Source organism: Acinetobacter lwoffii, assembly GCF_024129715.1.
GTDB classification, from domain to species: Bacteria; Pseudomonadota; Gammaproteobacteria; order Pseudomonadales; family Moraxellaceae; genus Acinetobacter; species Acinetobacter lwoffii_U.
Map to the genome: position 1 here is coordinate 1 of NZ_JAMXXM010000031.1, position 26,699 is coordinate 26,699.

The 26,699-nt window shown below is 36.2% G+C and carries 28 protein-coding genes and 1 pseudogene; 14 read left to right on the forward strand and 15 right to left on the reverse strand.

The features are described from left to right. Window positions 1–126: 126 nt before the first annotated feature. The gene (nadS, locus tag NI462_RS13565; protein WP_171536393.1) at window positions 127–399 is read right to left on the reverse strand and encodes a NadS family protein; all 273 of its coding nucleotides are present in this window, start codon (window positions 397–399) and stop codon (window positions 127–129) included. Then, the gene (locus NI462_RS13570) at window positions 392–712 is read right to left on the reverse strand and encodes a type II toxin-antitoxin system RelE/ParE family toxin (protein WP_253161029.1); all 321 of its coding nucleotides are present in this window, start codon (window positions 710–712) and stop codon (window positions 392–394) included. The genes nadS and NI462_RS13570 overlap by 8 nt, the downstream gene beginning before the upstream one ends. A 195-nt stretch (window positions 713–907) precedes the next feature. On the opposite strand from NI462_RS13570, the gene NI462_RS13575 reads away from it, so the two are divergent. The 3 genes from NI462_RS13575 to NI462_RS13585 are packed head-to-tail and all read left to right on the forward strand — an operon-like array spanning window position 908 to window position 3,594. Next, window positions 908–1,399 carry a hypothetical protein gene (locus tag NI462_RS13575; protein WP_253161031.1) on the forward strand — a complete coding sequence of 164 codons (492 nt, stop codon included), beginning with the start codon at window positions 908–910 and terminating at the stop codon, window positions 1,397–1,399. A 1-nt stretch (window position 1,400) separates the two neighbouring features. Further along, window positions 1,401–2,957, forward strand: a complete 1,557-nt coding sequence (locus NI462_RS13580) for an AAA family ATPase (RefSeq protein ID WP_253161033.1) — start codon at window positions 1,401–1,403, stop codon at window positions 2,955–2,957. Further along, window positions 2,950–3,594 carry an HNH endonuclease gene (locus tag NI462_RS13585; RefSeq protein ID WP_253161035.1) on the forward strand — a complete coding sequence of 215 codons (645 nt, stop codon included), beginning with the start codon at window positions 2,950–2,952 and terminating at the stop codon, window positions 3,592–3,594. The genes NI462_RS13580 and NI462_RS13585 overlap by 8 nt, the downstream gene beginning before the upstream one ends. A gap of 515 nt (window positions 3,595–4,109) precedes the next feature. Here NI462_RS13585 and NI462_RS13590 read toward each other — a convergent pair. Together NI462_RS13590 and NI462_RS13595 are read right to left on the reverse strand one after the other, a co-directional pair. After that, the gene (locus tag NI462_RS13590; RefSeq protein ID WP_253161037.1) at window positions 4,110–5,195 is read right to left on the reverse strand and encodes a GTPase; all 1,086 of its coding nucleotides are present in this window, start codon (window positions 5,193–5,195) and stop codon (window positions 4,110–4,112) included. After that, window positions 5,188–6,294, reverse strand: a complete 1,107-nt coding sequence (locus NI462_RS13595; RefSeq protein WP_253161050.1) for a GTPase — start codon at window positions 6,292–6,294, stop codon at window positions 5,188–5,190. The genes NI462_RS13590 and NI462_RS13595 overlap by 8 nt, the downstream gene beginning before the upstream one ends. 520 nt (window positions 6,295–6,814) lie before the next feature. Between NI462_RS13595 and NI462_RS13600 the strand changes: the two genes are divergently transcribed. The 4 genes and pseudogenes from NI462_RS13600 (at window position 6,815) to NI462_RS13615 (ending at window position 9,557) form a co-directional block, all read left to right on the forward strand. Further along, window positions 6,815–7,381, forward strand: a complete 567-nt coding sequence (locus tag NI462_RS13600; protein WP_131269464.1) for a recombinase family protein — start codon at window positions 6,815–6,817, stop codon at window positions 7,379–7,381. A gap of 668 nt (window positions 7,382–8,049) precedes the next feature. Then, window positions 8,050–8,517: a hypothetical protein gene (locus NI462_RS13605; RefSeq protein WP_086194811.1), complete on the forward strand. Its 468-nt coding sequence runs from the start codon at window positions 8,050–8,052 to the stop codon at window positions 8,515–8,517. A gap of 126 nt (window positions 8,518–8,643) precedes the next feature. Next, a pseudogene (locus tag NI462_RS13610) lies at window positions 8,644–8,765 on the forward strand (cation diffusion facilitator family transporter); the annotation flags it as partial. 177 nt (window positions 8,766–8,942) lie between these two features. After that, a complete protein-coding gene (locus NI462_RS13615) occupies window positions 8,943–9,557 on the forward strand; it encodes a thiol:disulfide interchange protein DsbA/DsbL (RefSeq protein ID WP_004668326.1) in 615 nt (204 codons plus the stop codon). Window positions 9,558–9,631: 74 nt separating this feature from the next. Here NI462_RS13615 and NI462_RS13620 read toward each other — a convergent pair whose 3' ends face one another. From NI462_RS13620 to NI462_RS13655, 9 genes are all read right to left on the reverse strand, one after another. Further along, a complete protein-coding gene (locus NI462_RS13620; RefSeq protein WP_253161052.1) occupies window positions 9,632–9,835 on the reverse strand; it encodes a hypothetical protein in 204 nt (67 codons plus the stop codon). A 412-nt stretch (window positions 9,836–10,247) separates the two neighbouring features. After that, window positions 10,248–11,207: a S1 family peptidase gene (locus tag NI462_RS13625; protein WP_253161054.1), complete on the reverse strand. Its 960-nt coding sequence runs from the start codon at window positions 11,205–11,207 to the stop codon at window positions 10,248–10,250. 51 nt (window positions 11,208–11,258) lie between these two features. After that, on the reverse strand, window positions 11,259–11,513 hold the full coding sequence (locus tag NI462_RS13630) for a hypothetical protein (RefSeq protein WP_253161055.1): 255 nt from the start codon (window positions 11,511–11,513) through the stop codon (window positions 11,259–11,261). Continuing rightward, a complete protein-coding gene (locus NI462_RS13635) occupies window positions 11,510–12,019 on the reverse strand; it encodes a hypothetical protein (protein ID WP_253161057.1) in 510 nt (169 codons plus the stop codon). Before NI462_RS13635 ends, NI462_RS13630 begins: the two co-directional genes overlap by 4 nt. Window positions 12,020–12,433: 414 nt before the next feature. Continuing rightward, on the reverse strand, window positions 12,434–12,559 hold the full coding sequence (locus NI462_RS15145; RefSeq protein WP_094148905.1) for a YHYH domain-containing protein: 126 nt from the start codon (window positions 12,557–12,559) through the stop codon (window positions 12,434–12,436). A gap of 124 nt (window positions 12,560–12,683) precedes the next feature. After that, a complete protein-coding gene (locus NI462_RS13640; protein ID WP_253161059.1) occupies window positions 12,684–15,161 on the reverse strand; it encodes a heavy metal translocating P-type ATPase in 2,478 nt (825 codons plus the stop codon). Between the two features lie 178 nt (window positions 15,162–15,339). Further along, complete coding sequence (locus NI462_RS13645) at window positions 15,340–15,534, reverse strand: heavy-metal-associated domain-containing protein (RefSeq protein WP_004281879.1); 195 nt, start codon at window positions 15,532–15,534, stop codon at window positions 15,340–15,342. A gap of 469 nt (window positions 15,535–16,003) precedes the next feature. Then, the gene (locus NI462_RS13650) at window positions 16,004–16,885 is read right to left on the reverse strand and encodes a copper resistance D family protein (RefSeq protein WP_253161062.1); all 882 of its coding nucleotides are present in this window, start codon (window positions 16,883–16,885) and stop codon (window positions 16,004–16,006) included. Between the two features lie 64 nt (window positions 16,886–16,949). Further along, window positions 16,950–17,330, reverse strand: coding sequence for a copper resistance CopC family protein (locus NI462_RS13655; protein ID WP_159516732.1), 381 nt, complete (start codon window positions 17,328–17,330; stop codon window positions 16,950–16,952). Window positions 17,331–17,694: 364 nt separating this feature from the next. Here NI462_RS13655 and NI462_RS13660 point away from each other — a divergent pair, with 364 nt between their 5' ends. Genes NI462_RS13660 through NI462_RS13680 form a run of 5 tightly spaced genes read left to right on the forward strand, consistent with a single transcriptional unit; the run spans window position 17,695 to window position 22,738 of the window. Continuing rightward, window positions 17,695–18,126, forward strand: coding sequence for a hypothetical protein (locus NI462_RS13660; protein ID WP_253161063.1), 432 nt, complete (start codon window positions 17,695–17,697; stop codon window positions 18,124–18,126). Between the two features lie 28 nt (window positions 18,127–18,154). Then, window positions 18,155–18,424 carry a DUF2933 domain-containing protein gene (locus NI462_RS13665; RefSeq protein ID WP_005407413.1) on the forward strand — a complete coding sequence of 90 codons (270 nt, stop codon included), beginning with the start codon at window positions 18,155–18,157 and terminating at the stop codon, window positions 18,422–18,424. Continuing rightward, window positions 18,421–19,071 (forward strand): methyltransferase family protein, encoded by a 651-nt coding sequence (locus NI462_RS13670; protein ID WP_004681447.1) that lies wholly within the window; start codon window positions 18,421–18,423, stop codon window positions 19,069–19,071. The genes NI462_RS13665 and NI462_RS13670 overlap by 4 nt, the downstream gene beginning before the upstream one ends. Before the next feature lie 11 nt (window positions 19,072–19,082). Beyond that, window positions 19,083–21,458: a heavy metal translocating P-type ATPase gene (locus NI462_RS13675; protein ID WP_253161065.1), complete on the forward strand. Its 2,376-nt coding sequence runs from the start codon at window positions 19,083–19,085 to the stop codon at window positions 21,456–21,458. Next, window positions 21,455–22,738 (forward strand): MgtC/SapB family protein, encoded by a 1,284-nt coding sequence (locus NI462_RS13680; RefSeq protein WP_063454657.1) that lies wholly within the window; start codon window positions 21,455–21,457, stop codon window positions 22,736–22,738. Before NI462_RS13675 ends, NI462_RS13680 begins: the two co-directional genes overlap by 4 nt. Before the next feature lie 38 nt (window positions 22,739–22,776). Here NI462_RS13680 and NI462_RS13685 read toward each other — a convergent pair whose 3' ends face one another. Beyond that, window positions 22,777–24,177: a heavy metal sensor histidine kinase gene (locus tag NI462_RS13685; protein ID WP_086194808.1), complete on the reverse strand. Its 1,401-nt coding sequence runs from the start codon at window positions 24,175–24,177 to the stop codon at window positions 22,777–22,779. Next, window positions 24,170–24,850: a heavy metal response regulator transcription factor gene (locus tag NI462_RS13690; RefSeq protein ID WP_004668313.1), complete on the reverse strand. Its 681-nt coding sequence runs from the start codon at window positions 24,848–24,850 to the stop codon at window positions 24,170–24,172. Before NI462_RS13690 ends, NI462_RS13685 begins: the two co-directional genes overlap by 8 nt. A 148-nt stretch (window positions 24,851–24,998) precedes the next feature. Here NI462_RS13690 and NI462_RS13695 point away from each other — a divergent pair, with 148 nt between their 5' ends. Together NI462_RS13695 and NI462_RS13700 are read left to right on the forward strand one after the other, a co-directional pair. Continuing rightward, entirely contained in the window at window positions 24,999–25,295 is a 297-nt protein-coding gene (locus NI462_RS13695; protein WP_004281865.1) for a hypothetical protein, read from the forward strand. An 89-nt stretch (window positions 25,296–25,384) separates the two neighbouring features. Beyond that, a partial coding sequence (locus NI462_RS13700; protein WP_253161068.1) for a multicopper oxidase domain-containing protein occupies window positions 25,385–26,699 on the forward strand: 1,315 nt, incomplete at its 3' end.

A 26,699-nucleotide genomic window follows, 5' to 3' on the forward strand; every position in this document is an offset into this window, starting at 1 on the left:
GGTTAAATTGAAAGGACTGACCCCTGTAGAATACAGAAATCAGTCCTTAGAAATTGCCTAACTTACTGTCTAACTTTTGGGGGTCAGATCATCCTGTCGGGGTTTTTTATTATCTGTGTCTTAGCTTTAAATCACGCTTGGATGTGCATCCAGAATACGAATTAAAGTCGCTGCTGGTCCTGTTGGGTAGCGACGGCCTTGTTCCCAGTTCTGTAGCGTTCTTGCGCTGATATGGAGACGTGCTGCAAATTCAACTTGGCTTAAACCAGTCTTTTCACGTACTTCTTTAATATCAGGCAATTCAAGCTCTGTTGTTCGGCTTGCTTGGATTTCTTTACGTTTGATTGCGCCTGCTTCTTTGATTGAAGAAACCAGGTCATCAAATAAGTTGTTATCCATAAAATTGCTCCTTCACTAATTGGCGCAGAATTGCAGTTTCCTTATCCGTTAGAGTGTCTTTCACTGATTTAGGATAAGCGATGAGGAAAAAGATCTGCTCATCCTCTGTGACCCAGTAATAGATCACACGGATACCACCACTTTTCCCCTTATTGCCCTGAGCACAACGTACTTTACGAATTCCACCACCATTTTTTACCAAGTCACCCTTATCAGGCTGTACCAATAGATCTTGCTGTAGCTGACGATATTCTTCATCAGTGACAAGACCTTTGATTTGCTTGGTAAAAATACTAGTTTCTATGAATAACATGAATTAAAGTACGTCAATGGCGTATAAGGATTTTAGCAGTTTTAAAATAAAAAAACGAGAGCCTTATCGTATAGACACTTTAAATGGGTTCTAACATGTGAATTTCGTATAAGAGATTTTATGTTAAATAAAAACCTCTTATACTAGAGTTTTAGAAATATATGTATAATCTTAAAAAATTTGGACTTATGAACTATGTATGAAAGTAAAAATTTAGAGAATATAGATACTAGTTATCAAAATCTTCCTATATTTCATGAAGTTTTTATATGTAGTAATCGTTTGATAAATACCAATCATATATTTCAATCGCAAAAAGGATGGGCTCCTTTGGTTATTAGAAGATCTCGTTCTAATGAGCCTCTTATTTGGCTTAGTGCCCAAGTTCCATCTGAAAATGAAAATGAAAATGAAAGTAAATATATTGAATTAATTAGAAAAAACTCTGTGGTTTTTGGTCAAAATAGAATCGAATTACAGGTGAGTTCATATGGTTTTTGCATATCTTTAGATTCTACAGTTATATGTGAGGCTGGAGATTTATCAGAAAGCAGTATAGAAATTTTTAAACTAGATTTTAGACCATTAGGTCTTAATATATATGGCGATCATACTATATTGAATATAGGAAATAATAAGATGTCTCGTAATACATCTAGTAATTCTCAAGCAATGTTTGGGATATAAAATGAGAATTGTTAATGCTAAGTTAAATAATAAAAATTTTAATTTTTTGAAAGAAAAAGACTTAACTGATAATAATAATAAATATACGATTATTTTAGGTGAAAATGGAACTGGAAAAAGTGAACTGCTTCGTCAGATAATTAACAATTTACTAAGAATAAAAATATTAAATATATCGCCAGAACATAATGAACTTGGTAAATTTTCTTACAGAGATTTATTAGATAGTTATTTATCTAATAAATATAAAAACAATTTAGTAGAAAAATCTATAAGTACATCTTTAAATTTATCTGTATGTGATGATACAGATATTTATTTAAGCTATGAAAAATCTAATAGTCAAAGAAAAATTAAAAATTTTAAAGGAGAAGAAATTAGTATTTCAGATGGACAGTTTCGACATAAAACAAGATTAGAAAGTCATGGTTTTATTTTATTAGATACTATTTTAGCAATAAATATTATTGCTATATCAGAAAGTATTCATATAAAATTTCCTATAATTCAAGATGATAGATCTTTAAGCTATCACTATCCTGGGCATTTAAAAGAAAGTGATTCTAACTATTTTCTTCCAAATAATACAAATAAAAATATAAATCAAAAAGAAAAGTCTATAATTCTATCAATATTATTAGCTAGTCTTAGATCTGAAAATATTGACTTAAAATCAATATTTGATCTCCTTAAATTTGATTTTAAAATAAAAATAGATGTCAATTCTCAAACAGATATTGATATGAAATTGAAAAGACTACATGACTTTAGGTTTAATAGTATAGGTATTGAAAAAATCTCTAATTTTAATGATATAAATGAGGCTGTAAATTGGTATTCAAATACTAAATCTAATATAAATGAAGATATTTTTAAAAAAGATATCCAAGAAAACCACACATTCTTTTTAGACTTATTTAAAGATAAGAAAAGTATAAATTATCTTTATCATCTTATTTCATATAGTTTAATAGATGTTTCTAATATTTACTTTTATAAAAGTAGTGAAGATCTGGTAGAAATACCAATACAAGATATGAGCTCTGGTCAGTTATGTCTTATAAGCAGCTTTTCCTCTATTGCAGCACATATAAGAAATGGAAGTCTAATTTTTATAGACGAACCCGAAATTAGTTTACATCCATTATGGGCATCTCAATATATTGAATTACTACAAAATAAATTTTCTGGTTTTCAGAGATGTCACTTTTTGATAGCAACCCATTCACCGCATATAGTTTCTAATTTACCTGACGACAATGCTTATGTGATAACTATAAAAAATGATGGAAATTCTAAATGTATAGAATCTAATGTTTTTAATTTTAAGTCGGTTGATTTTCAGTTAGCTGAAATTTTTGATTTCCCTGGAAATAGAAATGAGTATTTAATTAGAGTTATCATGGTTATTTTAACTAAAATTAGCGAGAATAAATCATTAAGTGTTGATGACCTTAAGACTATAGATCACTTAAAACAATTTCTTCCTAAATTAAAACATAATGATCCTGTTAAGCATTTAATCAATCAGATATCAGTATTGACCTCTAATGAATAAAGTTAATTTTTCAGAAACACTTCAAACTTATATAGACAATTATGATGGTGAAAACTATAGGGTATGGAATACAACTGAAGGATTAGTAGCTGAAATTCGTAAGGAAATTCGTAATCACTATAAGATAGAGCAACGTTACAAGTGCTGTTACTGTCGCCAGCAAAATTTACAAGATCATGGGTTAGTGTGGGATTGTGAACATATCCTTCCTAAAGCTATTTATCCTGCTTTCCTTTTTGAACCTTTTAATTTAGCTCTCAGTTGTAAGGAGTGTAATCAAGCAAAAGAAAAATATAAGAATAAACTAATTAAAGTATCTTGTTCAATATACTCTCTTAAAAGTGAAGATTATCGAATTATCCATCCCCATTTTGATACTTACAGTGATCATATCGAAATTTCTAGTTTAAATGGAACAATCATATTTAAAGTATTAGAAAATTCTGAGAAAGGAAAATTCACATATATATGTTGTAATTTTATTCGTTATGAGAAGAAACTAGTAGGCTATAGTGAAGTAAATAATAATGTTGCCCTTACCATTAATAAGTTATTAGAAGAGGGTATTGCAGTGGAAGATATCTTAGAAGGCTTATTAAATAAAGATACTCCAATTCATATGGAAATAGATTTCTAGACACTAAAACTACTTTTTTAAGCAGATATAGTTGCTTTGCTAGTGAGAAATTATAGGTAATAAAAAAGCCCAACATCCTGTTGGGCTTTTCCGTATTTGTCGCTTAGATCTAACTCCTGTCGGATCTTACGTTCCTTGTTCTTCATCTTGTTATTTTTATCTGGAGCATCCTGCTCTCTATGTCCCCATCATAGGAAATTACAGTGTGGTCGCCTAGCAGCATAGGGCCGAGATTGGTGTGAGCAAATGCGTACACGATCGGCTAAAAGATGTCCCCTTTTTATCCGCAGAAATTGGGGATATTTTTTGCCCTAGCAAGGCCGGGAACATTGAACCAAGTTTCAATTTGATTAAATAATGATCAATTTAATTGGCAAAAAATATCAGAACTGTTTAAAAAAAAAGCCGACTTGTTTCCAAGCCGGGATTCTGCTGATCTTTTAACTTTTTCTTTTATCTTAACTTATTGATATTACAATATTATTTAAATTGAATTTCGTATAAGCACCAGTATGTTAAATAACCTCATTGGATATTTTTACTTTGATATCTTCTAAAGATAATTTTATAACAGCTACTTTTTCATTAATCATATTTTGAGTATTAATAGAAAAATCTTTTAACTCGCTGTGCATTTTATTAGCATCGTCTTTCCTCGTAAAAGGAGCGATAAAAGGTAGAGCAACCAATATAAAAGGAATAAAAGGAATCATTTTCCAATCAAAATCAGTCTCTTTGTAATCATCTATCTTCAGATCTTTTCTTGCAGAGCCAGTAGATATCAGCATTCCTATATGTTTAGCAATAAAGTTATATTGTTGTAATGCATTTTTTTCAGATAAATTCCCAATTTCATTAATTTTTTTTATTATTTTTTCGGATGAGGAAGATAGCTCTTTTTGTAGTTCTGATGCAGAGAAACCAAAAAAACCAAGATCATCATCGATTTTTTTATGCTGTTGCTTTTCCCATATTCTCAGTTCTGCCAACATTATTTCTTTACAGTGTTCTGGTATACGCAAGACTAAAGAATCTACAAGATCAATTAAAGATTGTTTTTCAACGTTTTCCTTGCCAAATGGAAATATTTCCCCACCACGTGTTTTTTTGTGCTCACTACATACAGGAATAATGGCAATGTTGTTTCCAAGTTCATTGGCAATCACTTTAATAAATTCAGCCTCTTCTTCTTCTGTTAGGGAGTCTGCTTTTGTTAATACGATACTAACTTTATAATTTTCATCTATGAGTTTTTTTACAATTTTAGAGTCAGCATCCTGTATACGTCCTCCAGCAGCAGCAATACAATAAAAAATAGAGTGAAACCAATCTGATGCAGGTTTATCTATTCCTCTATTTTTTAACTCAGTATTAAGTTCTTTCAGCCACTGTTCTTCTTTGCCAACTTCTAGTCCCCAAGAATCATAGATTTTTACAGACATATCTTTTATTTTATGATTAATTTCATGAAAACCATTCGTTGTAACTGGGCGACCAATTCCTGATTTTGCCACTTCTGAACCAAATAAATAATTGATTAAGCTACTTTTTCCAACACCTGTTTGTCCAATAATTGCAATATTATAGTTTGTATTAGTCATTTTTATTTACCTTCGCCTGTTTCAAATACTCCATAAAAATTTTCATTAAATTATCATCAAAATTTTTCATGAAGGAACTATCATCAAAATGATCTAACCCTAACTCGGTTACTTTTGTACATGCCTCTGAAACTGCAAACCCAAAAGCGGAAGTAATAGATGCTGCTACTGAACCATTAATTGTTCCACCTACAGCTGTTCCAACGCCAGGGAAAAACTTTAGAATTTGACTAACTAAATATTTTCCAGCTACTGGTAATGAGGAGGCTATTGCTGTTTGAATAATTGCTGATACGCTATCAACAGCACGATCTAAATTGTATATATAGAGTATTCTGGCCAATAACTTTGATTGATTAGCTAACAAAAGTGGTGCACTAGAAGCTGGTATCGGAGCAAATCCAGTTGCAAAAGCTACTGTTGTATGCTGAATAATGGCATTCTTTACATGCTCTCTTTTTTCTTTAAGGCTAGTTTTTTGAGCAGAAACAAAAGCAGTTTTTAAAGCATTTGGTAATTGACTAGTACTCCATGAAATAAGTTTTTCTAACTCCATTCCATGTAAATTTGCTTTAATTGTTGTTTCAAAGATTTGAACCTTTGGAAACTCATTTAGAATTGCATTTTTTAGTAAGTTGGCATCCTCTTCACTAACTAAATCTGCTTTAGTTAAAACTATTGAAATAGGGATACCTGTAAGTTCTATTTTCCGAATAGTATTAATATCAAAATCTGTAATTCGAGAACCTATTGTTTGTATGCAGTACCATACTAAATGAGGCTTATCTTCAATTGAACTTTGTGTTTCATTACAAAGCTCAATAACTTCTCTTTGAAACAGTGATTCTTGTGCAGAACCAATTTCATACCCTTTACTATCAAAGAGAACAATAGGAATATTTGGTGACTTAAATTTATTTATATGCTGTGTTATAGGTTTACCAACTCCAGTAGTTGCCATATCTTCACCAAAGCATAAATTTAGTAAAGAACTTTTACCGACTCCGGTACCACCAACTAAAAGAATATTTGGTTTTTCTATATTTTTTTTCAGTGAGTCAAACTCCGTATTTAACTCTTCTTGAAAATTACCAGACATATAGTCCCCCATAATTTATAGTTATTTAAGAATATTGAATATTCTACCTTTTTATTTCTTTGGAAACATATGGATATTAATAATTTTAGTTAAATTTAGTCTATGATTTTTTTTGTTTATTAATTAGGCTTATTAAAATTAACAAAATACACCTTATACGAAATTCAATTGTTTTATCTTTTAAAATCAGGATGATATAGAACTGCAAAAAGCCCATTCACCCTCGAATGGACTTTTTTTATGATTTCTCATGTTCCACGCCTACTCTTTGAGCAATGTTCCACGACTCTGATTAGCTTGACTGCTTAATCTGAACAAATGAAGGGGCCTACTTTATGAATAAGAACAAACTCTGTATTCAAGTATGTAACTTTAAACTGTACCCTAAAGTAACACTTTAAAAGTTCGTAAAACCATGTACCATTTAAATGATTTTTAATCATAAGTAACATGTAACTTTGATATTAAAGATTTATAATTTACAAAATTGTTCATTTTTATCCAATTGGGGCGAGAAAGAGTGAAAGGCCAAAAAGTAGGTTATGTGCGAGTGAGTTCGGTCGAGCAAAATACTGGGCGTCAACTTGAGGGGATTGAAGTCGACCGGATTTTTGTTGACCGTGCTTCAGGTAAAAATACCGACCGACCGAAATTTCAGGAAATGTTGAATTATGTCCGGGAAGGAGACCGGGTGATAGTACATTCCATGGATCGTTTTGCGCGAAGCCTAAAAGATTTGGTGACTGAAGTGGATAAACTGGTCAAACGAGGGATTGCCATCCAGTTTGTAAAAGAAAATATTACTTTTACGGCCCAATCCACCCCGATGGATAATTTGATGCTGCAACTGATGGGTGCTTTTGCACAGTTTGAACGTGAGATCATTTTAGAGCGGCAAAAGGAAGGAATTAAACTTGCCTCTTCTCAAGGGAAGTACAAAGGCCGGGTACATAAATTGAAACCTGATCAGGCTGAAGCTTTGCGACAAGACTGGAAGGAAGGGAAGTACCCTTCAAAAATGGCACTAGGCCAGGCATTTGGAATTAGTCGCCAAGCGGTATATCGGTATTTAAAAGCCGGGGAATAACTCAATTGAAATTGGCGACTATATTTAGTTTAGCTTATGAAAATCGTGAAACGTTGATTAAATAATAAGTGCAGAAAGCAAAGAGTTACAAATTTTATACAATATAAGTTTTTGATTTATAATTAATTAACTCGATTGCAATCTAGCTTTTTCAGCAACGATTTATCTTTTTTAAAATAGTATTAATTTATTTTTTTGAGAACAAACCTTAACAAAATTACAAGTTTGTAATTTTGTTGTCATTCTGATGTATATATTTACTCATTATTATAAGTAAAGATTTTTTTGGTCCAAGATATGATTAGATTCAATAATATGTACATGAAGATTATTTTAGTTATTTTTACTATAGTTTTTTCAACCAGTAGTTTTGCTGATGGGGGACTCCGTTTCTTAGAGAAAAATTTAGAAATAATTAACAATGAAAAAAGCAAAGGGTGTGAAGAGAATTAATTCAAAATTATAATGAAGCACATATAACTAGGAAAACTAAAAATTAGTTATTTTTAGTATGGTGTAACTAAGATTAATTAATTTTTTAAATCGAATGATGAATATATTTATTGTTTTTAATTTATTCTTTACCGTTTTTGAATTTTTAAATAATCCCAAAAGAATATTTGAAACTTTAGGGTTACATATGCTCCTATACATAGAAAGGAATAAATATGCAACTTAGTATAGAAAATGCAAACTTAGACTTAATTATAAAAGTTTGTGCGAAGGCTAAAAGTAATAATTTTACCACCATTTCTGAATACTTAACTTTTTTAGTTGAACAAGATCTGAATGCAAATAGAAAGCTTAGTGAAGAATATATATATAGTATTATTGAAAACTTAATTAATTTAGCGATTCAAAATAGGAAAGATTTTTTAGAGTTTACAATGCAAGAACTATATACGTATTGTATCAAAAATGAAGAAAAATTTAATTATCCTAAATGGTCAAATTTAAATAGAAGTGTACGAATTATATTAGGTAAAAAATTTAAATCAGAAATTTTAAAACACAGTAAAAAATTTGAAAAAGGAGAATTTTATCTAAAATTTTCAGGATTAAATATTAATAACTCTGCGCTCTATACAATTGAAAGAGTCAACGCTATCTCAGCTAATCCTCTAGTTAGTTTATAAATAGTAATTTAAATTAAAAAGTGATTTATCAGGTGAATTTTAACTATATAAATAATTTATTTAATTTAATAAACCTTTCATAAATCATTTTTTGCTCAGTTCTATGTTGTAAATTCCAGCAATTATCATAGCCACGCGGCTGTTACTGAAGAAAATAGTAAGAAGTTAATATTTGCTGTAGGTTTGACCACTACTTTTTAATCGTAGAAATTATAACCGTTTTTATTACTCAAAGTTTAACTTTTGTGATTGTCTAAAAACACATAGCGGCCGAATGGCCATATTAACTGACTTAAAATCAGTCGTATACTTTAATGTAGCGGTTTTGATAGCAAAAAATTTCGCAGCATGAAAACGGAACCGGCATAATTGATTTATAGTGAATCCATACACTAAGCATAATGATTTAAAGGACGATAATCCCAATGAAAAAATTCCTTTTAGGAGCTGTTGCCGCATCTGTTTTGGCCTTTTCAGGTAGTGCTATGGCCAATTTTGTGGCAGGTCAGGACTATCAGGTGGTTGCAAAACCAGTTAAAGTCGAAAAACCGGGCAAAATTGAGGTACGTGAATTCTTCTGGTATGGCTGTGGTCACTGTTTCACGTTGGAACCGCATATGCAGGACTGGTTGAAAAAATTACCCAAAGATATCCGTTTTGTACGTACACCTGCTGCAATGAACCCGCTTTGGGAACAGGCTGCACGTGCTTATTATGTTTCAGAAGCCCTGGGTGTGCGTCAAAAAGCACATTTACAGTTATTCCATGATATTCATGACAAGCAGCGTCCAATTTTAGAACAGGCACAATTGGCCAAGTTCTATACCCGTTATGGTATTTCTGAAGAGAAATTTAACACGACTTATAAATCATTCCCGATTTCGTCAAAAATTGCTCAGGCAAAAAATTTGACTGCTCAATATCAGTTAAGCGGTGTACCAGCGGTGACCGTGAATGGTAAATATATTGTGCAGGGCAATGATGCCAAAGTAATTCAGGTGGTGAATTACCTGATTGAAAAAGAGCGTAAAGCCAAATAAGACGCGATTGAATATCTCTAAAAAACCTGCATCGAATCTGCAGGTTTTTTTATTTAAACTGGAGGAATGGTTATTTACGTCCTGACTGCCGGATCTGGTGTTTCTATCGGCGGGCGATACCAGTGTAAAATTCCTCGGAATAAGAGCTGCATCTGCAACACGCTTTGCGCTTTAAAGTCATGGGATTGAATATGAATCGTGGATTGTATCTTTACCAGTTCATACCCGATATCTTCATTCAGAAAATGAATTTTCCTTTCTATTTCAACACGCAGCACTGCCGAGGCTCCCCGACGCTCTACAACAAACAAATTCTAATCTAAGATTTACATAAATAGACTGATAAAGTTTAAAAGGAATAAATATTAATTTAAACAACATGGAAATTCTTGTTAATTTCAACAGAAATATGAACAATCTCTTCATGAATTGACAAGTGTATGAGAGTAATAAAGTTTCATACTAAGTAATAAAATATCATACTGAGTAATAAAGTTTCATACTTTGGTGCTCAAAAAAAACCCACATTTGATAGGTGTAGGAGAGTAATAAAATTACATACTAAGTATTAAAGTATCATATAGAGTAATGAGATTTAATATTCATAAATTTCTTAATTCTAAAATTGGTTAATCAGTAAAAAAGGTAATTCACAACATCATGAATTACCTTTTTTTAAATTTACCTATATCATTGTTTTAAGGTATTTACTGATGAAATATGATCATCAATATAATCAATTGGCATGTAAATAGCATAATCTTCTGGGTTAGTAGAACTATTACCTGCTGTATGTACTCCCACACCAGTTACATTAGTTGAAGACCCTGGATAGAGAAACCAAGCTCCTCCGCTATCTCCACCAGCACTAATGTTAGCTTGATTACTATTAGCTACTTGAATCCAACCGGCAACCCCATCATGAGAGGCGTTACCATTCGTTATTTCACCACACGTAATTCCGGTGGTCTGTCCAGATTTACAAACGATCATGCCTTTTTTTTGATTTAAGAAGGTTGTAATCGCTGTTAGTCGAAAAATACCTGTAGCTGGGAACTCCGGAATACCATTTAGATCTTTAAAGGCTATTTGATTATCGAGGTTTAGACCAGTTCCATCCCAAATTTGATAATCATACTTATCACTGATGTTATCCCCACCACCATTAGGGTCACTACGATGCTGTTTTTCAACAATAGGGCCGCTTAGTAAGACATTATGATCATTGAACTTGACCAACATATCATTTGGGCAGTGGCCAGAAGTGAGAATTCCTTTTTTAGTGACACCACCTGAGATATAACTTACAGCAAATCCAGCCGTACATCCTGGACTTCCACTCGTATAAGATAAAGTATTTCCTGCGTAAAGCTTATCTCCCGCTCTCACGCCACTCGGTGCAGCTTGGATCTTAGGTATATTACCAACTTTAATTGTAACTTCCCCGTTTCTAGCTTTAGGTAGACTTTGCTTCACCAGATTAATATCTGACTTATTTTCTACAGTAATCAAAAACTTTTGTGACTCTAAATCATAAACAGAAGTATAGATAAGATTTAAGCGATTAAGAGCCATGTTAATATCATCTAACTCTTGTGAGTAAATGCTTCTAGATTTTTTTGCTTGTTTTATTTGTACCCATCTTTGCATTTTTGGATCTAAAGATTTAAGAAAATCTTTTCGATCACTATTATCAGCAAATTAAACTATAATTTTATACACAGGCTGATGTTGAATATACATATCTGCATAGTCAGAATCATTAGCCTGATTTAGCTTTTCAGAAAGCGCTATTACATCATTTTGCAACTCAATTCGCATATTTGCTTCTTCTGAAGAAATATTATATTTTTTTTGTAAATAATCCACATTGGGAGCTGCATTGGTTACTGTTGTAATAGAAACACCAATTAACAGGCTTAATAATAGTTTTCTTTTTAAATCATTTTTTTTCATTTTTTAATATCTCCGGGTAGGGCCAGTCGTGGCTCACAATAATTCGGTATACTTTTATTTGAGTTCATTTTTGCTTTGTCTACAGCTAATCCCCCGAAAGTTAATGATTCACCTATTTTATATTGCTCTTTAGACTTAATATTTTTAATCCCGATAATATTCTTCTGATTATCAAATATAATTTCATAATTTTTAGGAACCACTAAGGTATAAAGAGTTTCTTTATCCCCTTCTACTAAAATGGATAAACAATTATTGTGCAGAATTAATTTACCAAGCCATATCGCTTCTAGCTGATGTAAATCTTTATCGAACTTTAAATCCGTTGAAAGAAGGAAAAATTGCTTATAAGATTCTTTCACTTTCGTTTCATTAGTAATGCTACTAACCGAACCTCGGTCAGGCGTAATAAGTGTTGAGTTAATATTTTTTTCGTCAACAGAACATCCATGCAAGAATGGTATACATAGTGCTAAACTAGCTAAAATAATAGATTTTTTTTTCACTTTATTTTTCCCATTTTATTTTAAGTTGAAATTATCAACTTTGATGTGAATTTCCTATTAAATTTTAGTAAATTTTTTGTAATAATTTTATATAGCTATATAACCAAAGTTATAAAAAGTTTTCTTAAGTCATAAAAATCAACCATCTGAATAATATAAAATTAATTTACTGAGGCTAAAGCTTCATTTCCAGTATGAAAGTTTATTACTTCAAAAAAAGTATGTAGGTCATGTTTAATCACTTTAGTATGAATCTTTATTGTTTTTTAGCTTAGGCATTGCTACATAAAATCAAATAGTTGAGAGTAACCCAGTATGATACTTTTTTACTCTTGTACATTTTTAGCTTTAGTTAAACGCTACTTATAACTTTAAAGCACAGTCTTTTAAATAAAAAAACTGTGTGCGCACCTATTAATGACAGTGGTAATCACCAGTTTTACTGTTGGTATGACAACCCTGTGAGTTCGTTCCCCCAGAATGAGCATTCGCATAGGTAAATGACATGCCTATAAAGCATATTAATAAAATTCTTTTCATCTTAATCCCTCTCAAATAATTAGAATATCAACTGTATGATATTTAATAAAAGCCAACATGGCTTAGACTATTTCCAAATATATAAAGTAAAGCCAACAAAACTTTAAATGTATATAAAAAATGGTTAAATAATTGCAAGGGGGGCTTTAAAACGTTTTAATCGTAAAGCATTTCCTAGTACAAATATTGACGAGAGAGCCATTGCACCAGCAGCAAATACAGGAGAAAGTAGCAGTCCAAATTGCGGATAAAGTACACCTGCTGCAATAGGAATCAGAGCTGCATTGTAAACAAATGCCCAAAATAAATTTTCACGAATATTGGTTATAGTCGCTTTGCTTAAAGCGATAGCATTTGGCACTCCTTTCAGGTTGCCAGACATCAAAACCACATCAGCAGCTTCAATAGCTACGTCTGTACCTGTACCTATCGCTAAACCAATATCTGCTTCTGCAAGTGCAGGGGCATCATTAATGCCATCTCCAACATATGCGAGTTTACCATATTGATTTTTTAATTTTTTAACGGCCTCTATTTTACCTTCAGGTAAGACTTCAGCAATAACCTCATCAATACCTAGTTTTTTTGCAATCGCTTGAGCTGTATGACGGTTATCACCTGTAATCATGGCAACCTTTAAACCTAACTGATGTAACGCTTCAATTGCAGCAAATGTTGATTCTTTAATTGGATCTGCTACAGCAATAATGGCAGCAAGTTTCTGGTCAATCGCAACATAGAGAGGGGTTTTTCCTTCTTCTCCCAAACGATCCGAAAATTGAGAAAAAACATTAGGATTCAAACCTAGTTTTTCCATATATCGATCTGCACCAATATGAACCAAATGTTCAGACACCGTTGCTTCTATTCCATAGCCCGTGACTGACTTGAAATCAGCAACAGGAGACAGGATTAATTCCTTATCTATAGCGGCTTGTACAATTGCTCGAGCAATAGGATGCTCAGACTTTGATTCAACGGCTGCCATAAGTGAAAGTACGGCATTGTATTCAAACCCTTCTAAGACATGCAGATCGGTTAAAATTGGTTTCCCTTCAGTCAGGGTCCCTGTTTTATCAACAGCAACCACTTTAGTTTCTTTGAGCAGCTGCAAAGCTTCCCCTTTACGGAATAAAACACCCATTTCAGCACCACGCCCAGTTCCCACCATGATTGATGTAGGCGTTGCAAGTCCCATTGCACAAGGACATGCAATAATGAGTACCGCAACTGCATTAACTAAGCTAAACGTTAGGGCTGGCTCAGGGCCGAAGATAAACCAAGTAATAAAAGTTAAAAGAGAGAGACCCATTACTACAGGTACAAACCACATGGTAATTTTATCAACCAATGCCTGAATCGGCAGCTTGGAACCCTGTGCCTGTTCAACCATTCGGATGATTTGAGAAAGCACTGATGAACTACCAACAGAGGTGGCTTTGATATTTAAGCTACCACTTTGGTTAATTGTTCCTCCTACCACAGTAGAGCCTATCGTTTTTTCAACGGGCATAGGCTCGCCAGTAATCATGGATTCATCAATAAAACTTTGGCCGTGAATAACTTCACCATCGACAGGGATACGCTCGCCTGGTCTAATCTCTACAATCGTTCCTGTTTGAACTTCGGCAATCGGAACTTCTATCATCTGATTATTGAGCTGTATTCTGGCAACTTTAGGCTGCATTCCAACTAGATGTTGAATTGCTAAAGACGTTCGGCCTTTTGCCTTGGCTTCAAAAAATCTACCTAATAGAATTAAAGTAATAATAACCGCTGCAGCTTCATAATAAACATTGACCGTGCCTTGTGGTAGGACACTTGGAAAGAAGGTGGCAACCACTGAGTAAAGATAAGCAGCCAATGTTCCTACAGACACTAAGGAATTCATGTCTGGTGCTAAGCGGAATAAACTTGGGATGCCCTTTTTGAAGAAGCGTCGGCCTGGAAAAATTAATGCTACTGTGGTCAAGAAAAATTGCATTAACCAGCTATTTTGTTGGCCAATGTTATCCATCATAAACGTATGAAAGGCGGGAATCAGGTGTGATCCCATTTCTAAAATAAAAACGGGTAGAGTCAATAAGACTGACAAAATTAAATCTTTTTTAAGTTTTTCTAATTCAATATTTTTTTTATCTTGAAAGCTTTCCGTAGTTTGATGAACTGACTTTGCTTCAAACCCTGCTTTGGTGACAGCCTGAATTAACGAGTCACGAGTGACAGATGAGCTTGCCTGAATAGTCGCTTTTTCAGTAGCCAGATTTACATGTGCTGATTCCACACCCTCAACAGATTTTAAGGCTTTTTCTACTCGACCTACACAAGAAGCACATGACATACCCTCAATCGTAAGCTCTATTGGTTGCAGCGCTTCCACTTCGTAGCCTGCTTTTTCTACGGCTTTAATTAAAGTAGCGCGATCAAGTGGTTGATGCGCATAAATGACTGCTTTTTCGGTAGCCAGATTTACATGAGCCGATTCAACACCCTCAACAGATTTTAAAGCTTTTTCCACACGGCCTACACAAGAAGCACATGTCATCCCCTCAATCTCTAATGTTTCACTGTAGTGTGGCGTATCAGTCATTTCGGTACTCATATACGATCTCTATCATTTAGATATGCTGAGTTCTATATGCGAAGATCAGCTCGAACCAAGATTAGGGGGAATTCAGGGATTACTTTTATTTCAAGCAAGTACAGGTTTTATCTGTACGATGAGGAAAATAAGAGAGAGTAAAAGTGGTAAGGAATTCCCACTGTTACTCTAACAGAGATTAAGCAGGATCAGCTGTAAATCCACGCTCACTGAGAGTGGCAATGACTTGATCCTGACTCACCGTTGTGTTGATTTCAACAATACGGTTTTGTAAATCAATATCGAGTGAGGCATTCGAGTCGAGCTCTTTAATTGCGGTAGTAATGCCGCGTGCACAACCACCACAAGTCATATTAGCGATGTGAAATTTCATATGTTGCTCCTTTTTAACAAAACATTTGTTTAAAACATTAGAACAGTAACTCTAAACTTTCACCATACAACCAGCCTTTTTCTGAATCAGTTACTCGCTGTGACTTGGTCTGTTTACAACCTTACAGTTTTCTTCAGAGTATTCCAAAGAAGAGTGTTCTAATGACTACAGTAAAAGTACTTAACCAACATTAATGTGACTTTAAAATGACATTTTTGTCATCTACGATCACTCTGAAATTTATAAGATTAGTTATTTCAATCAATGGTAGTGAACTGAATAGATGAGACCGTTATGGGTTGAAGATAAGCTAAAAACCGGTGACTACCTTTATGTATAATGCCTCATGATGCGATTTTACTGTTCTGATTGTCGTAAGTTGACAGTCCAGTAGAAACTTTATTGCTCAGCTACAAAAGATAAATGCAGTAATGTTAAATTTCCTCAATTCCCTTATTTTGAAATTCTCTTATTCAATACCCACGACAGTGGTTATATAGCCTGTTGTTAATAGAATTGATAGACCTAATAACATCTCAAATAAAATGGCATGACTAAGGTGTTTAGCGAATTTAGGATGTTGAAGACGCGGGGTGAAATACCATTTGTTGAAGGCAGCTAAAAGTAGAATACTTATAACAAAAAACATTTTAACCATGAAACCATAGCCATATGCAGTATTGATTAAGGTATTAAAATCTTTAATTAAAAGAAGAGCTACACTAGCGCCACAGGCGATTAATATCCCAACAATGAAAGCAGCAATACGTCCAAATACATGCATGCGATCTTTTAAAGGTAAACCACTTATTTCCCGGCTGGTTTTCCATAACGGATATAAAGACCCCATCCATAACGACATAACTAGAATATGGATTGATAATAAAATTTGAGCAAGTAAGGTTAAATTAGCGACATGTCCGAGCTGGGAAAAACTAAAAATAATCGGGAGAAGTAAAACACAAAATATTGAACTTTCAATTATAGAAAACTGACCTTTGTTCCTGTTAAGTTTAACCACCATGAGAAGAAGTAAAAGAGCAAAACTAATAGAACGAAGAACGTATATATACCCCGTCGGAGTATTAACCAATATATTAATATACGTGGGGTCCACCATACCTGTAATACCAGTATTGGCAAAACTACCAATCAGAATAAAAAATCCCAAGGTACTGGAAATTAGGCCTAATCCAGCGCCAATTGTAATATATTTAAGAATCGATTCTTTTAGTTCAAGATATTGTCTAAGTAAAAAATAGCAAAAGGCTCCACCAACGACAAAAGCTAAACTTAAATATAAAATAACCTTAGTTAACCAAGTGGCCCACATCCAATATTCAGAAATCATTATTTTTGTCCATTCTAGAACAACATGCCAGCACCTCACTGACATGTTGAAAGGTAATCAATTCTTATTTAGTTGATTTGATAGTGAAACTATATTCACCATTCATGTTGTGGCCATCTTTCCCCATTGTTGTCCAGACAACGGTATATTTACCTTTTTTCAGTTTCGGAAGAGCGACATCAAAGGATTTCTTTAAGTCATGAGTAACTTCATATTTTAAAGGAACATCTCTTCGCTGAGCATCCAGTAACTTAATATTCATCAACATAACCTCTGCACCAAAGTTAAGGGTCAAGTTCTTTGGTTGACTAAGGACAGATGCATTTTCCGCAGGAATCGCACTCACTAAACTCACATGAGCGAACGTAGTTGTAGTAGCCACAATCATCGTTGCAGCTACTACAACATTACGTAGAGCAGTCATTTTATTTTGAAATAATTTCATTTACGTTTCCTCTTGATTCGTTAGTTCATTAGAGATGACTTTATAAAATCTATATTTAATGAGACCACATCATCTCCTCTTATATTTCAATTATTAGTGAGAGACAGAAACAGAGCGATGACTTCAAAATTACATTTTTGTCATTTTTAAAAATCAATAGACTCAAGTGATAAAATTATTCAATAGAAATAAAAAAATTGACTATAACCAGCTACCACCTAAGTAAAACACCGGTGGCATAACCAGCGATCAACTTCATCAAAAGAATGAGTGGAGCAAATAAATGAAAAATACCTCTCTCTATTTGTTTGCTTCATTCATTTAAAGGTTGTATCGGCTGATCAACTGATGGAAGGAAAATATCATGACTTATATCCGCCAAACTTTACTCGCACTTTGTATAACCGTTGCCTCTTTAGGTGCATTAGCTCAAAATCCCGAAGAGCATAAAACGCATCACCCAGAAAATACCCTTTCATCTACAGTCACTGTTAACAAGACAACTACTGGCAAGATGAATCCAGACAAAATGGCTGCAATGGACCAGCACATGAAAGCGATGCAAGCCATGCATGAAAAGATGATGGCTGCAAAAAACCCGCAAGAACGTCAGAAACTTATGGCTGAGCACATGAAACTCATGCAAGGAGGTATAAGCATGATGAAACAGATGGGTAGCCAAAGCATGAATGCCAATATGGCTGACCGTCAGCAAATGATGGAAAAACGCATGGACATGATGCAATCCATGATGCAAATGATGATGGACTGTATGCCTCCCTCCACAACTAAATAATTACCCATGAATTAGAGAGGGAAGCACCATGAACCATCAACCTCAAGAACATAATTCAGTACCTAACTTTTGGTCTACACGTTATGCCATCGGTCTATTAGTGCTTGGTGGTGTGGCAGCCTATTTTCTCTTAACCGAGCATTTGGCCCATGTCGTTGGTTTTTTACCCTTTTTACTCCTTTTAGCTTGTCCACTCATGCATATTTTTATGCATGGTGGTCATGGACATCACCATCAACAGAAAAAATCAGACCCATCAGATAATAAAAAATCGCGCGAACCAGGAGATCCCTCATGAATCATGCGGAATCGGCCTATGGTCTGTGGTGGCTCGTCATCATAAATTCGGCAATTTTCATTATGTTTGCCTTCAGTTTTTTTAAACCCGCCACAGCACGAGACTGGCGTACTTTTAGCGCTTTCTCTGCTTTCATCATTGCATTGTTTGTCGAGATGTATGGTTTCCCTTTAACCATTTACCTGTTGTCAGGCTGGCTACAAACTCGCTTTCCTGAACTTGATTTGCTGTCGCATAACTCAGGTCACTTATGGTCAACGCTACTGGGTGAAAAGGGTGATCCACATTTTGGCATTCTGCACATCGCGAGTTATATTTTTTTGGGCTATGGTTTCTATTTACTGTCATCAGCATGGAACGTGTTGTACCACGCACAACGTCATCACCAATTGGCAGTAACCGGACCCTATGCGCGCATACGTCACCCCCAATACGTGGCTTTTATCTTGATCTTGCTGGGGTTTTTATTGCAATGGCCAACTTTACTGACACTGATTATGTTTCCAATCTTACTCTTAATGTACAGCCGCTTGGCAATTAAGGAAGAGGCTGAAATGAGTAAACAGTTTGGCGCTGTCTATGACAGCTATGCTCAACAGACTCCGAGATTTATTCCAAAATTCGGCCATAAAACCACTTTTCCATAAGAGAATTATTTATGTCAGATCAAAAAAATCATAACCAGGACCATATGGCACAGGCTACAACAGACGTACTGAAAGACCCAGTCTGTGGTATGACCGTCACTGAAGAATCGAAATACCATGAGGAATTTAAGGGGAAAACTTACTTTTTTTGCAGTGATAAATGTCAATCAAAGTTTCATAGCAGCCCGGTGCAATATATCGCTAAACCCGCAACGACGACTGCCGATGCACATACACAGCATCATCAGACTACTCAATCCGTTAATGAGACAAGCACAACAGGCACGACCATCTATACGTGCCCAATGCATCCAGAAATTAAACAAGATCATCCTGGAAACTGTCCTAAATGTGGAATGACACTGGAGCCACTCATTCCCGAGTTAGAGGAAGATGAGAATCCTGAGTTACGTGATTTCCGTCGACGCTTCTGGTGTACACTGCCACTGACCATAGTCGTGACTTTTTTGGCGATGTTTGGCCATCAACTGAACCTGTTCGACATGGCGGTTCAGAGCTGGATTGAATTAGTGTTGTCACTGCCGATCGTACTCTGGGCAGGTTGGCCATTTTTTTCCCGTGGTTGGCAATCGGTCGTGAATCGCAGCCCGAACATGTGGACCCTGATCGGTCTAGGTACAGGGGCTGCTTTTATTTACAGTGTGGTTGCAACTGTAGCGCCACAAATCTTTCCAGACTCATTTATTTCCATGGGCCGTGTCGCTGTTTACTTTGAAGCTTCAGCGGTCATTATTTCGTTGACCCTACTGGGACAAATACTAGAATTAAAAGCACGTTCGCAAACTTCTGCTGCAATTAAGTCACTACTCGGACTTGCTCCTAAAACAGCTCGCCGAATTCTGTCCGATGGAACTGAGGAAGACGTTCCTCTGACTCATGTCCATGTAGGAGATTTACTTCGCATCCGCCCAGGTGAAAAAGTTCCTGTGGATGGTGTAGTCACTGAAGGAAGTAGTTCAGTAGATGAATCAATGCTGACAGGCGAACCTTTACCAATCACTAAACGTGTCGGCGATAAAGTCATTGGCGCTACCCTGAATACCAATGGTTCATTGATCATGCGTTCAGAGAAAATTGGTTCAAGTACCATGTTGTCCCAGATCGTACAGATGGTGGCACAAGCTCAACGCTCGAGAGCACCAATGCAACGTATGGCTGATCAGGTAGCAGGTTGGTTCGTCATGGCTGTAGTGACCATTGCCTTGCTTACCTTCTTTGGATGGGGATTGTTCGGCCCAGAAGAGTCGAGCTGGGTTTATGCATTAATCAATGCTGTGGCAGTACTCATTATTGCCTGTCCTTGTGCACTAGGCTTGGCAACTCCAATGTCTATCATGGTTGCAACGGGTCAAGGTGCTACTCATGGTGTGTTGTTCCGCGATGCAGCAGCCATTGAGAATCTGCGCAAGATTGACACACTAATCATCGATAAAACAGGTACGTTGACCGAAGGACGCCCTGTATTCGATCGTGTGGTTGCCGCATCAGGTTTCGATGAATCTGAAGTATTACGTTTAGCCGCCAGTCTTGATCAAGGCAGTGAACACCCGCTAGCCGAAGCGATTGTAAATGCAGCACACGAACGTGGCCTGTCTCTTGAAACACCAGATAATTTTGAATCAGGCTCAGGGATTGGTGTTCGAGGTCAAGTGGGCGATCGTCAGTTAGCTTTGGGCAACACAGCACTGATGGAGCAATTAGGTATCTCGGTACAATCTCTGATTCCGCAAGCCGAAGAGCTGCGTTCAGAAGGTGCAAGTGTGATGCATCTAGCCATGAATGGTGAATTGGCCGGCCTGCTTGCAGTATCCGATCCCATCAAAAAAAGTACCCCTGAAGCACTTGCCACCCTGAAGGAAGCTGGACTACGTATCGTGATGGCAACAGGAGATGGTCTCACCACTGCCCGTTCAGTCGCAGCACGTCTGGGTATTGATGAGGTACATGGTGAAGTTAAACCCGCAGATAAACTAGAACTGGTCAGCAAATTGCAGAAGGAAGGTCGCATCGTGGCAATGGCCGGCGATGGAATCAATGATGCACCAGCACTAGCCAAGGCTGATGTCGGTATCGCTATGGGGACCGGAACTGATGTCGCAATGAATAGTGCTCAAGTTACGCTGGTCAAGGGGGATTTACGCGGTATCGCGGTTGCCCGTTCCCTTTCGGAAGCTACTGTTGGCAACATGAAACAGAACCTCATGTTTGCTTTCCTTTACAATGCCTTGGGTATCCCAATCGCAGCTGGCGTACTCTATCCATTTACCGGTTGGTTATTGTCACCCATGATTGCGGCCTTGGCGATGAGTTTTAGTTCAGCTTCAGTCATCACGAATGCCCTTCGCCTGCGAAATAAAAAGTTATGATAGAGAGTTCTTTTCTTCCACCAGATGTACCAGGTCTTATTGCAGCACTTGCCATCGGCCTGCTCATTGGTTTAGAACGAGGATGGCACGATCGTGAATTGCCCGAGGGCAGCCGAGTAGCAGGCCTACGTACCTTCACATTGACAGGATTGCTCGGAGGAGTGCTCGGTCATTTACAACCAAACTTCGGGCCTTGGCCGCTGGTCGCGGCCGTATTAGGGCTTTCCTTATTATTAACAGTGTCCTACGCGCGTACCGCAAAACTTTCCGGTAATCTAAGCGCTACCACGACGATCGCGATGCTGTTGACATTAGTTTTAGGTGCATATGCATCCCATGGTAATGTTACTTTAGCATTAACCGCGGCTGTAATCGTCGCTGTATTTTTGGATCTCAAGCCAACCTTACACGGTTGGCTACGCTTGATAGAGCATCGTGAATTAACCGCATCCCTGCAGTTGCTGGTACTTTCTGTCGTTATATTACCCTACTTACCCAATACGGGTCTGGGACCTTTTGCTGCATTAAATCCTTACCAGTTATGGTGGGCAGTGATCCTGATTGCCGGACTCTCTCTGGCAGGTCATTTTGCCATGCGGCTCACCGGTTCAGAAAGAGGCATACTCTGGACAGGTCTATTGGGTGGTTTGGCATCTTCTACAGCTGCAACTGTCGCACTGGCACGCTATACACGCCAGCACCCCGTCATGGTCAGTGCTGCTATTTCTGGAACATTGGCTGCCTGTGGCATCATGTTTTTTCGTATGGTTGTGCTGATAGGCGTCATTGAGCCAGCATTGCTAAGCACTTTTGGTGGTGCAATGATGATTGCGGGAATCCTTCTGCTGGGTATGGCATTGTGGAGACAACGCCAAATTACCAGCGCTGAAAACAACGATCGAACAATAGAAGCAATGGCTCCTTTTGATCTTGGGACAGCATTCAGCTTCGCTGCTTTCCTGGCTGTCATGGCAGTCTTGGTCCCGGCAGCAAAACAATGGTTGGGCACCAGCGGCATCTTCGTATTATCGACTATTTCTGGGCTAGCAGACGTAGATGCTATTTTAGTCTCACTTGCCCGCCTGCATAGTACTGAAGGCTTAACAACAAATGTGGCTGCTGTCGCGCTAGGGCTGGCCACACTGAGCAACATGTTAAGCAAAGCGACAATTGCATGGATGACAGGGGGGGCACAGTTTGGCCGAGCTATCATATTTGGCTACACAATTGCCATGATAGGTGCTGGCGTAGCTCTGGCTCTCAGTTTGAGCTTTATGTAAGGTCAACTCGGGTAAATGGAAGATGTTCAAAAAATGAGTTAAAATGATTCCCCTTGCATGGATTCACTTTGAAAAACAATGGTAAAAATGATTCGACCATTGAGGGATTCAGCCTGGATGGTCGCCCCAAGCATATCAAGAATAGATTTTGTTATGGCAAGCCCTAAGCCGGTTCCTTCTTCTGTTCTTTGTCTAGACGCATCTGTTCGATAAAAACGATCAAATAATCTGGATAGTTGTTCAGGAGAGAGTTCAGGGCCTTCATTTTCAATTGAAAATATTGTGTTATCTAAATTCTGTTGAAGTTTTATCTGTATTGTAGAATTCTTGTTTCCATATTTAACTGCATTAGACAATAGGTTGCTGAGTGCGCGACGTAACATAGCAGGATCACCTTTTACATTGCCAGATCCTGTTTGTTGAAGTGTCATATTTTTTTCGGCAGCTAGAGCGTCATAGAAATCAAATAAAGCGGTAACTTCTTTAATGAGGTCAATATTCTGTAAGTTCTGTAAATTTAAGCCATGTTCTGCTTTTGCCAAGAAAAGCATATCGGACACCATTCGAGCCAAACGTTCAAATTCTTCTAAATTAGAAAATAGTATTTCTTGATAAGTACCAATATCTCGGTTACGGGCGAGACATACTTGAGTTTGGGTCATTAAATTATTAATCGGTGTTCTAATTTCATGTGCTAAATCAGATGAAAAATCGGAAAGTTTTTCTAAAGCTGACTCTAGTCTGTCCAGCATAGCATTGAAGGCGATTGCCAATGATTTTAGTTCGGTTGGTGTATGCTCAACTTCTAAACGTTCTGAAAGATGTTGAGCAGAAATTCCTTCTGCGACCTTAGCCATTTTTTGCACGGGTCTTAAACCTCTCCAGGTTGCAAACCAACCTAAAAACATTAAACAAATTGTACCAGCCAAACCAATATACAAAAGTTGACGCTTAAAATCTTTTAGAAAATGTAGATGTTCTGATGTATCGATCCCAACAATAATTCGTACAGATTGTATTTCAGAATTTCTATTTATACCTGTAGTGTAGATCATGCCACGATAGGTCTTATTTTGAACTTGCCATTTAATCCATGAATTATTTGCTGACTTGATTAAATTTTGAGTATTAATGATTGAGGATGCTGAACTAAATAAAATTTGGCCTGTCGGTCGTTCTATTTGGACCATAAGATCATGGTGTCCAACTAACGCATCTCTTAAATAAAGATTAAGTTCTGGAGAATTTTTAGGATGCTGTTGGAGAAGATTCTGAATAAGCTGGATTTTACCTTCTAATTGGGTACGGTCTTGAGTTTCAAAATGATGCATTACTAATTTATTTATGAACAAACCCATAATAATTAGAATGAAAATAGTAGATAATGAGAAAATGATACCGATCCGGAAACTGATCGCTCTGAATAAATTATTATTCATCCTCTACCTCTAGTACATACCCCATTCCTCGAATATTCTGAATTAATTTGGGAGTAAAGTTACTGTCAACTTTACTTCTTAATCGTTTAATAGCGACTTCAACGACATTCGTATCACTATCAAAATTCATATCCCAAATTTGAGAAGCAATCAGCGCTCTTGGTAAAATTTCACCTCGTCTACGCATAAAAAGTTCCATAAGCGCGAATTCTTTTGCCGTCAGATCAATGCGTTGACCCGCTCGCGTTACCCGACGTTTTCTCAAATCAAGTTCTAAATCAGCAATCTTAATAATATTACTATCTTCTCTTTGCTGCCCTCGTCTAAGGAGAGTTTTGATTCGAGCAAGAAGCTCTGCAAAAGCAAAAGGCTTTATTAAATAATCATCAGCGCCTAGCTCTAATCCTTTTACTCGATCTTCGATTTGATCTCGGGCGGTAAGAAAAAGAATGGGCATTGTTTTACCGCTGCTACGAATATCATTGATAATATTCCAACCATTTAGTCCAGGTAACATCACGTCTAAAATAATTAAGTCATACTCTTCAGAAAGAGCTTGATGTTTACCCGTTAACCCATCTGTAACCCAGTCCGTAATATAGCCAGCTTCGGATAAACCTTGCTTGAGATAATCACCAGTTTTTTGTTCATCTTCAACTAATAGTATTCTCATTTCCGAATCCTAAGTCATTCATTAAAACTATAATAACGTTATAAAACATCTGATCGAGATAGATTACAAAAATGTCATTTTCAAGTCACTTAGATGTTCAGTGCTTCACTTTATTGTAGTAGCAAGAAATTAACTTTTAGAGAAACTTATGAAAACTGTAGTGCGTCGTAGTCTAACAATTTTAATGTGTGCTGGAACTTTAATTGCTGGTACTCAATCTTGGGCAAAAGATGTATCAACCTCAAGTGCCACTAAAACGGTAAAAGCACAGGAACCTTGTACAAAACCTTGTAAAATGGAAAAAGATGACAAGACTCAGCAAGATCATAGTCAACATCAGTCTCCTAACTCATCTGACATGTCAAAAATGGATCATTCTATGATGAATATGGACCATTCTAAAATGGATCATTCAAAGATGAATATGCCTAGTAGCAATAAATAATTTTATAAATAGCGAGAAAGAAGTATTAAAGTTTATACTAAATATTTGCTTTATTACTTCAATCTTGACCTTTCTAAAGGTGAGATAGAATGTCAAAAAAGTTAAGTCATGTACTCTTAATTGGAGTTGGTTTATTTTCATCAACTTGGGTAATGGCGGCAGTTAAAGAATATGATTTAACGATCGCGGAACAAACTGTAAATATCACAGGAAAACCAGTTGAGAGAATTACTGTAAATGGTAAATTCGTTGCACCACTTCTTGAATTTGAAGAAGGTGATGAGGCCGTTATCCGTGTTCACAATAAGTTAAAAAATCAGGACTCTTCAATCCATTGGCATGGCTTATTATTACCTGGAATTATGGATGGTGTACCTGGATTTAACAAATTTAATGGCATTGCCCCTAATAAAACTTATGAATATAAGTTTAAAGTCCGCCAAAATGGTACTTATTGGTATCATTCACATAGTAAAGGACAAGAACAAGACGGTTTATATGGTGCTTTTGTTATTTATCCTAAAGATAAAACTCCACTAACAGCTGCTGAAAAAACCGATAAAGATTACGTTGTTTTGCTTTCTGATTTTCATAATTCGACAAGTGATCAAATTATGAAAAATATTAAAAAAGAAGCAGACTACTATCAGAACCGCCGCGAAACAGTATTCGATGTATTAAAACAAGTTAAACGTGATGGGCTAAAAGCGACTTGGCAAGACCGTTCTATGTGGAATCAGATGCGAATGCTGAAAACAGATATGTCCGATGTGACTGGTTATACATTTTTAATGAATGGCAAGACACCTCAGCAAAATTGGACGGGTAACTTCAAAGCTGGTGAAAAAGTTCGCCTTCGTTTTATTAATGCTTCCGCTATGTCATTCTTTGATGTACGCATTCCAAACCTAAAAATGACTGTAGTCAGTGCTGATGGTCAACCTGTAAAGCCCGTTCCTGTAGATGAGTTCCGTATAGGTACTGCTGAAACTTATGATGTCATTGTTGAACCGAAACAAGCCCATTATCAAATCGAAGCTGAATCTATTGATCGTACTGGATTTTCGGTTGGAACCTTACATGATGAAAATACCTCACCTGTAAAACAAATTGAGATGCCTAAGCCTCGTCCTCGTTCTTTATTGACTATGGAAGATATGGGAATGAATCATGATATGTCTTCTATGAAAGGCATGAATCACGATATGTCTTCTATGAAAGGTATGGATCATGATATGTCTTCTATGAAAGGCATGAATCACGATATGTCTTCTATGAAAGGTATGGATCATGATATGTCTTCAATGAAAGATATGAATCATGATATGTCTTCTATGAAAGGCATGAATCACGATATGTCTTCTATGAAAGGTATGGATCATGATATGTCTTCTATGAAAGGCA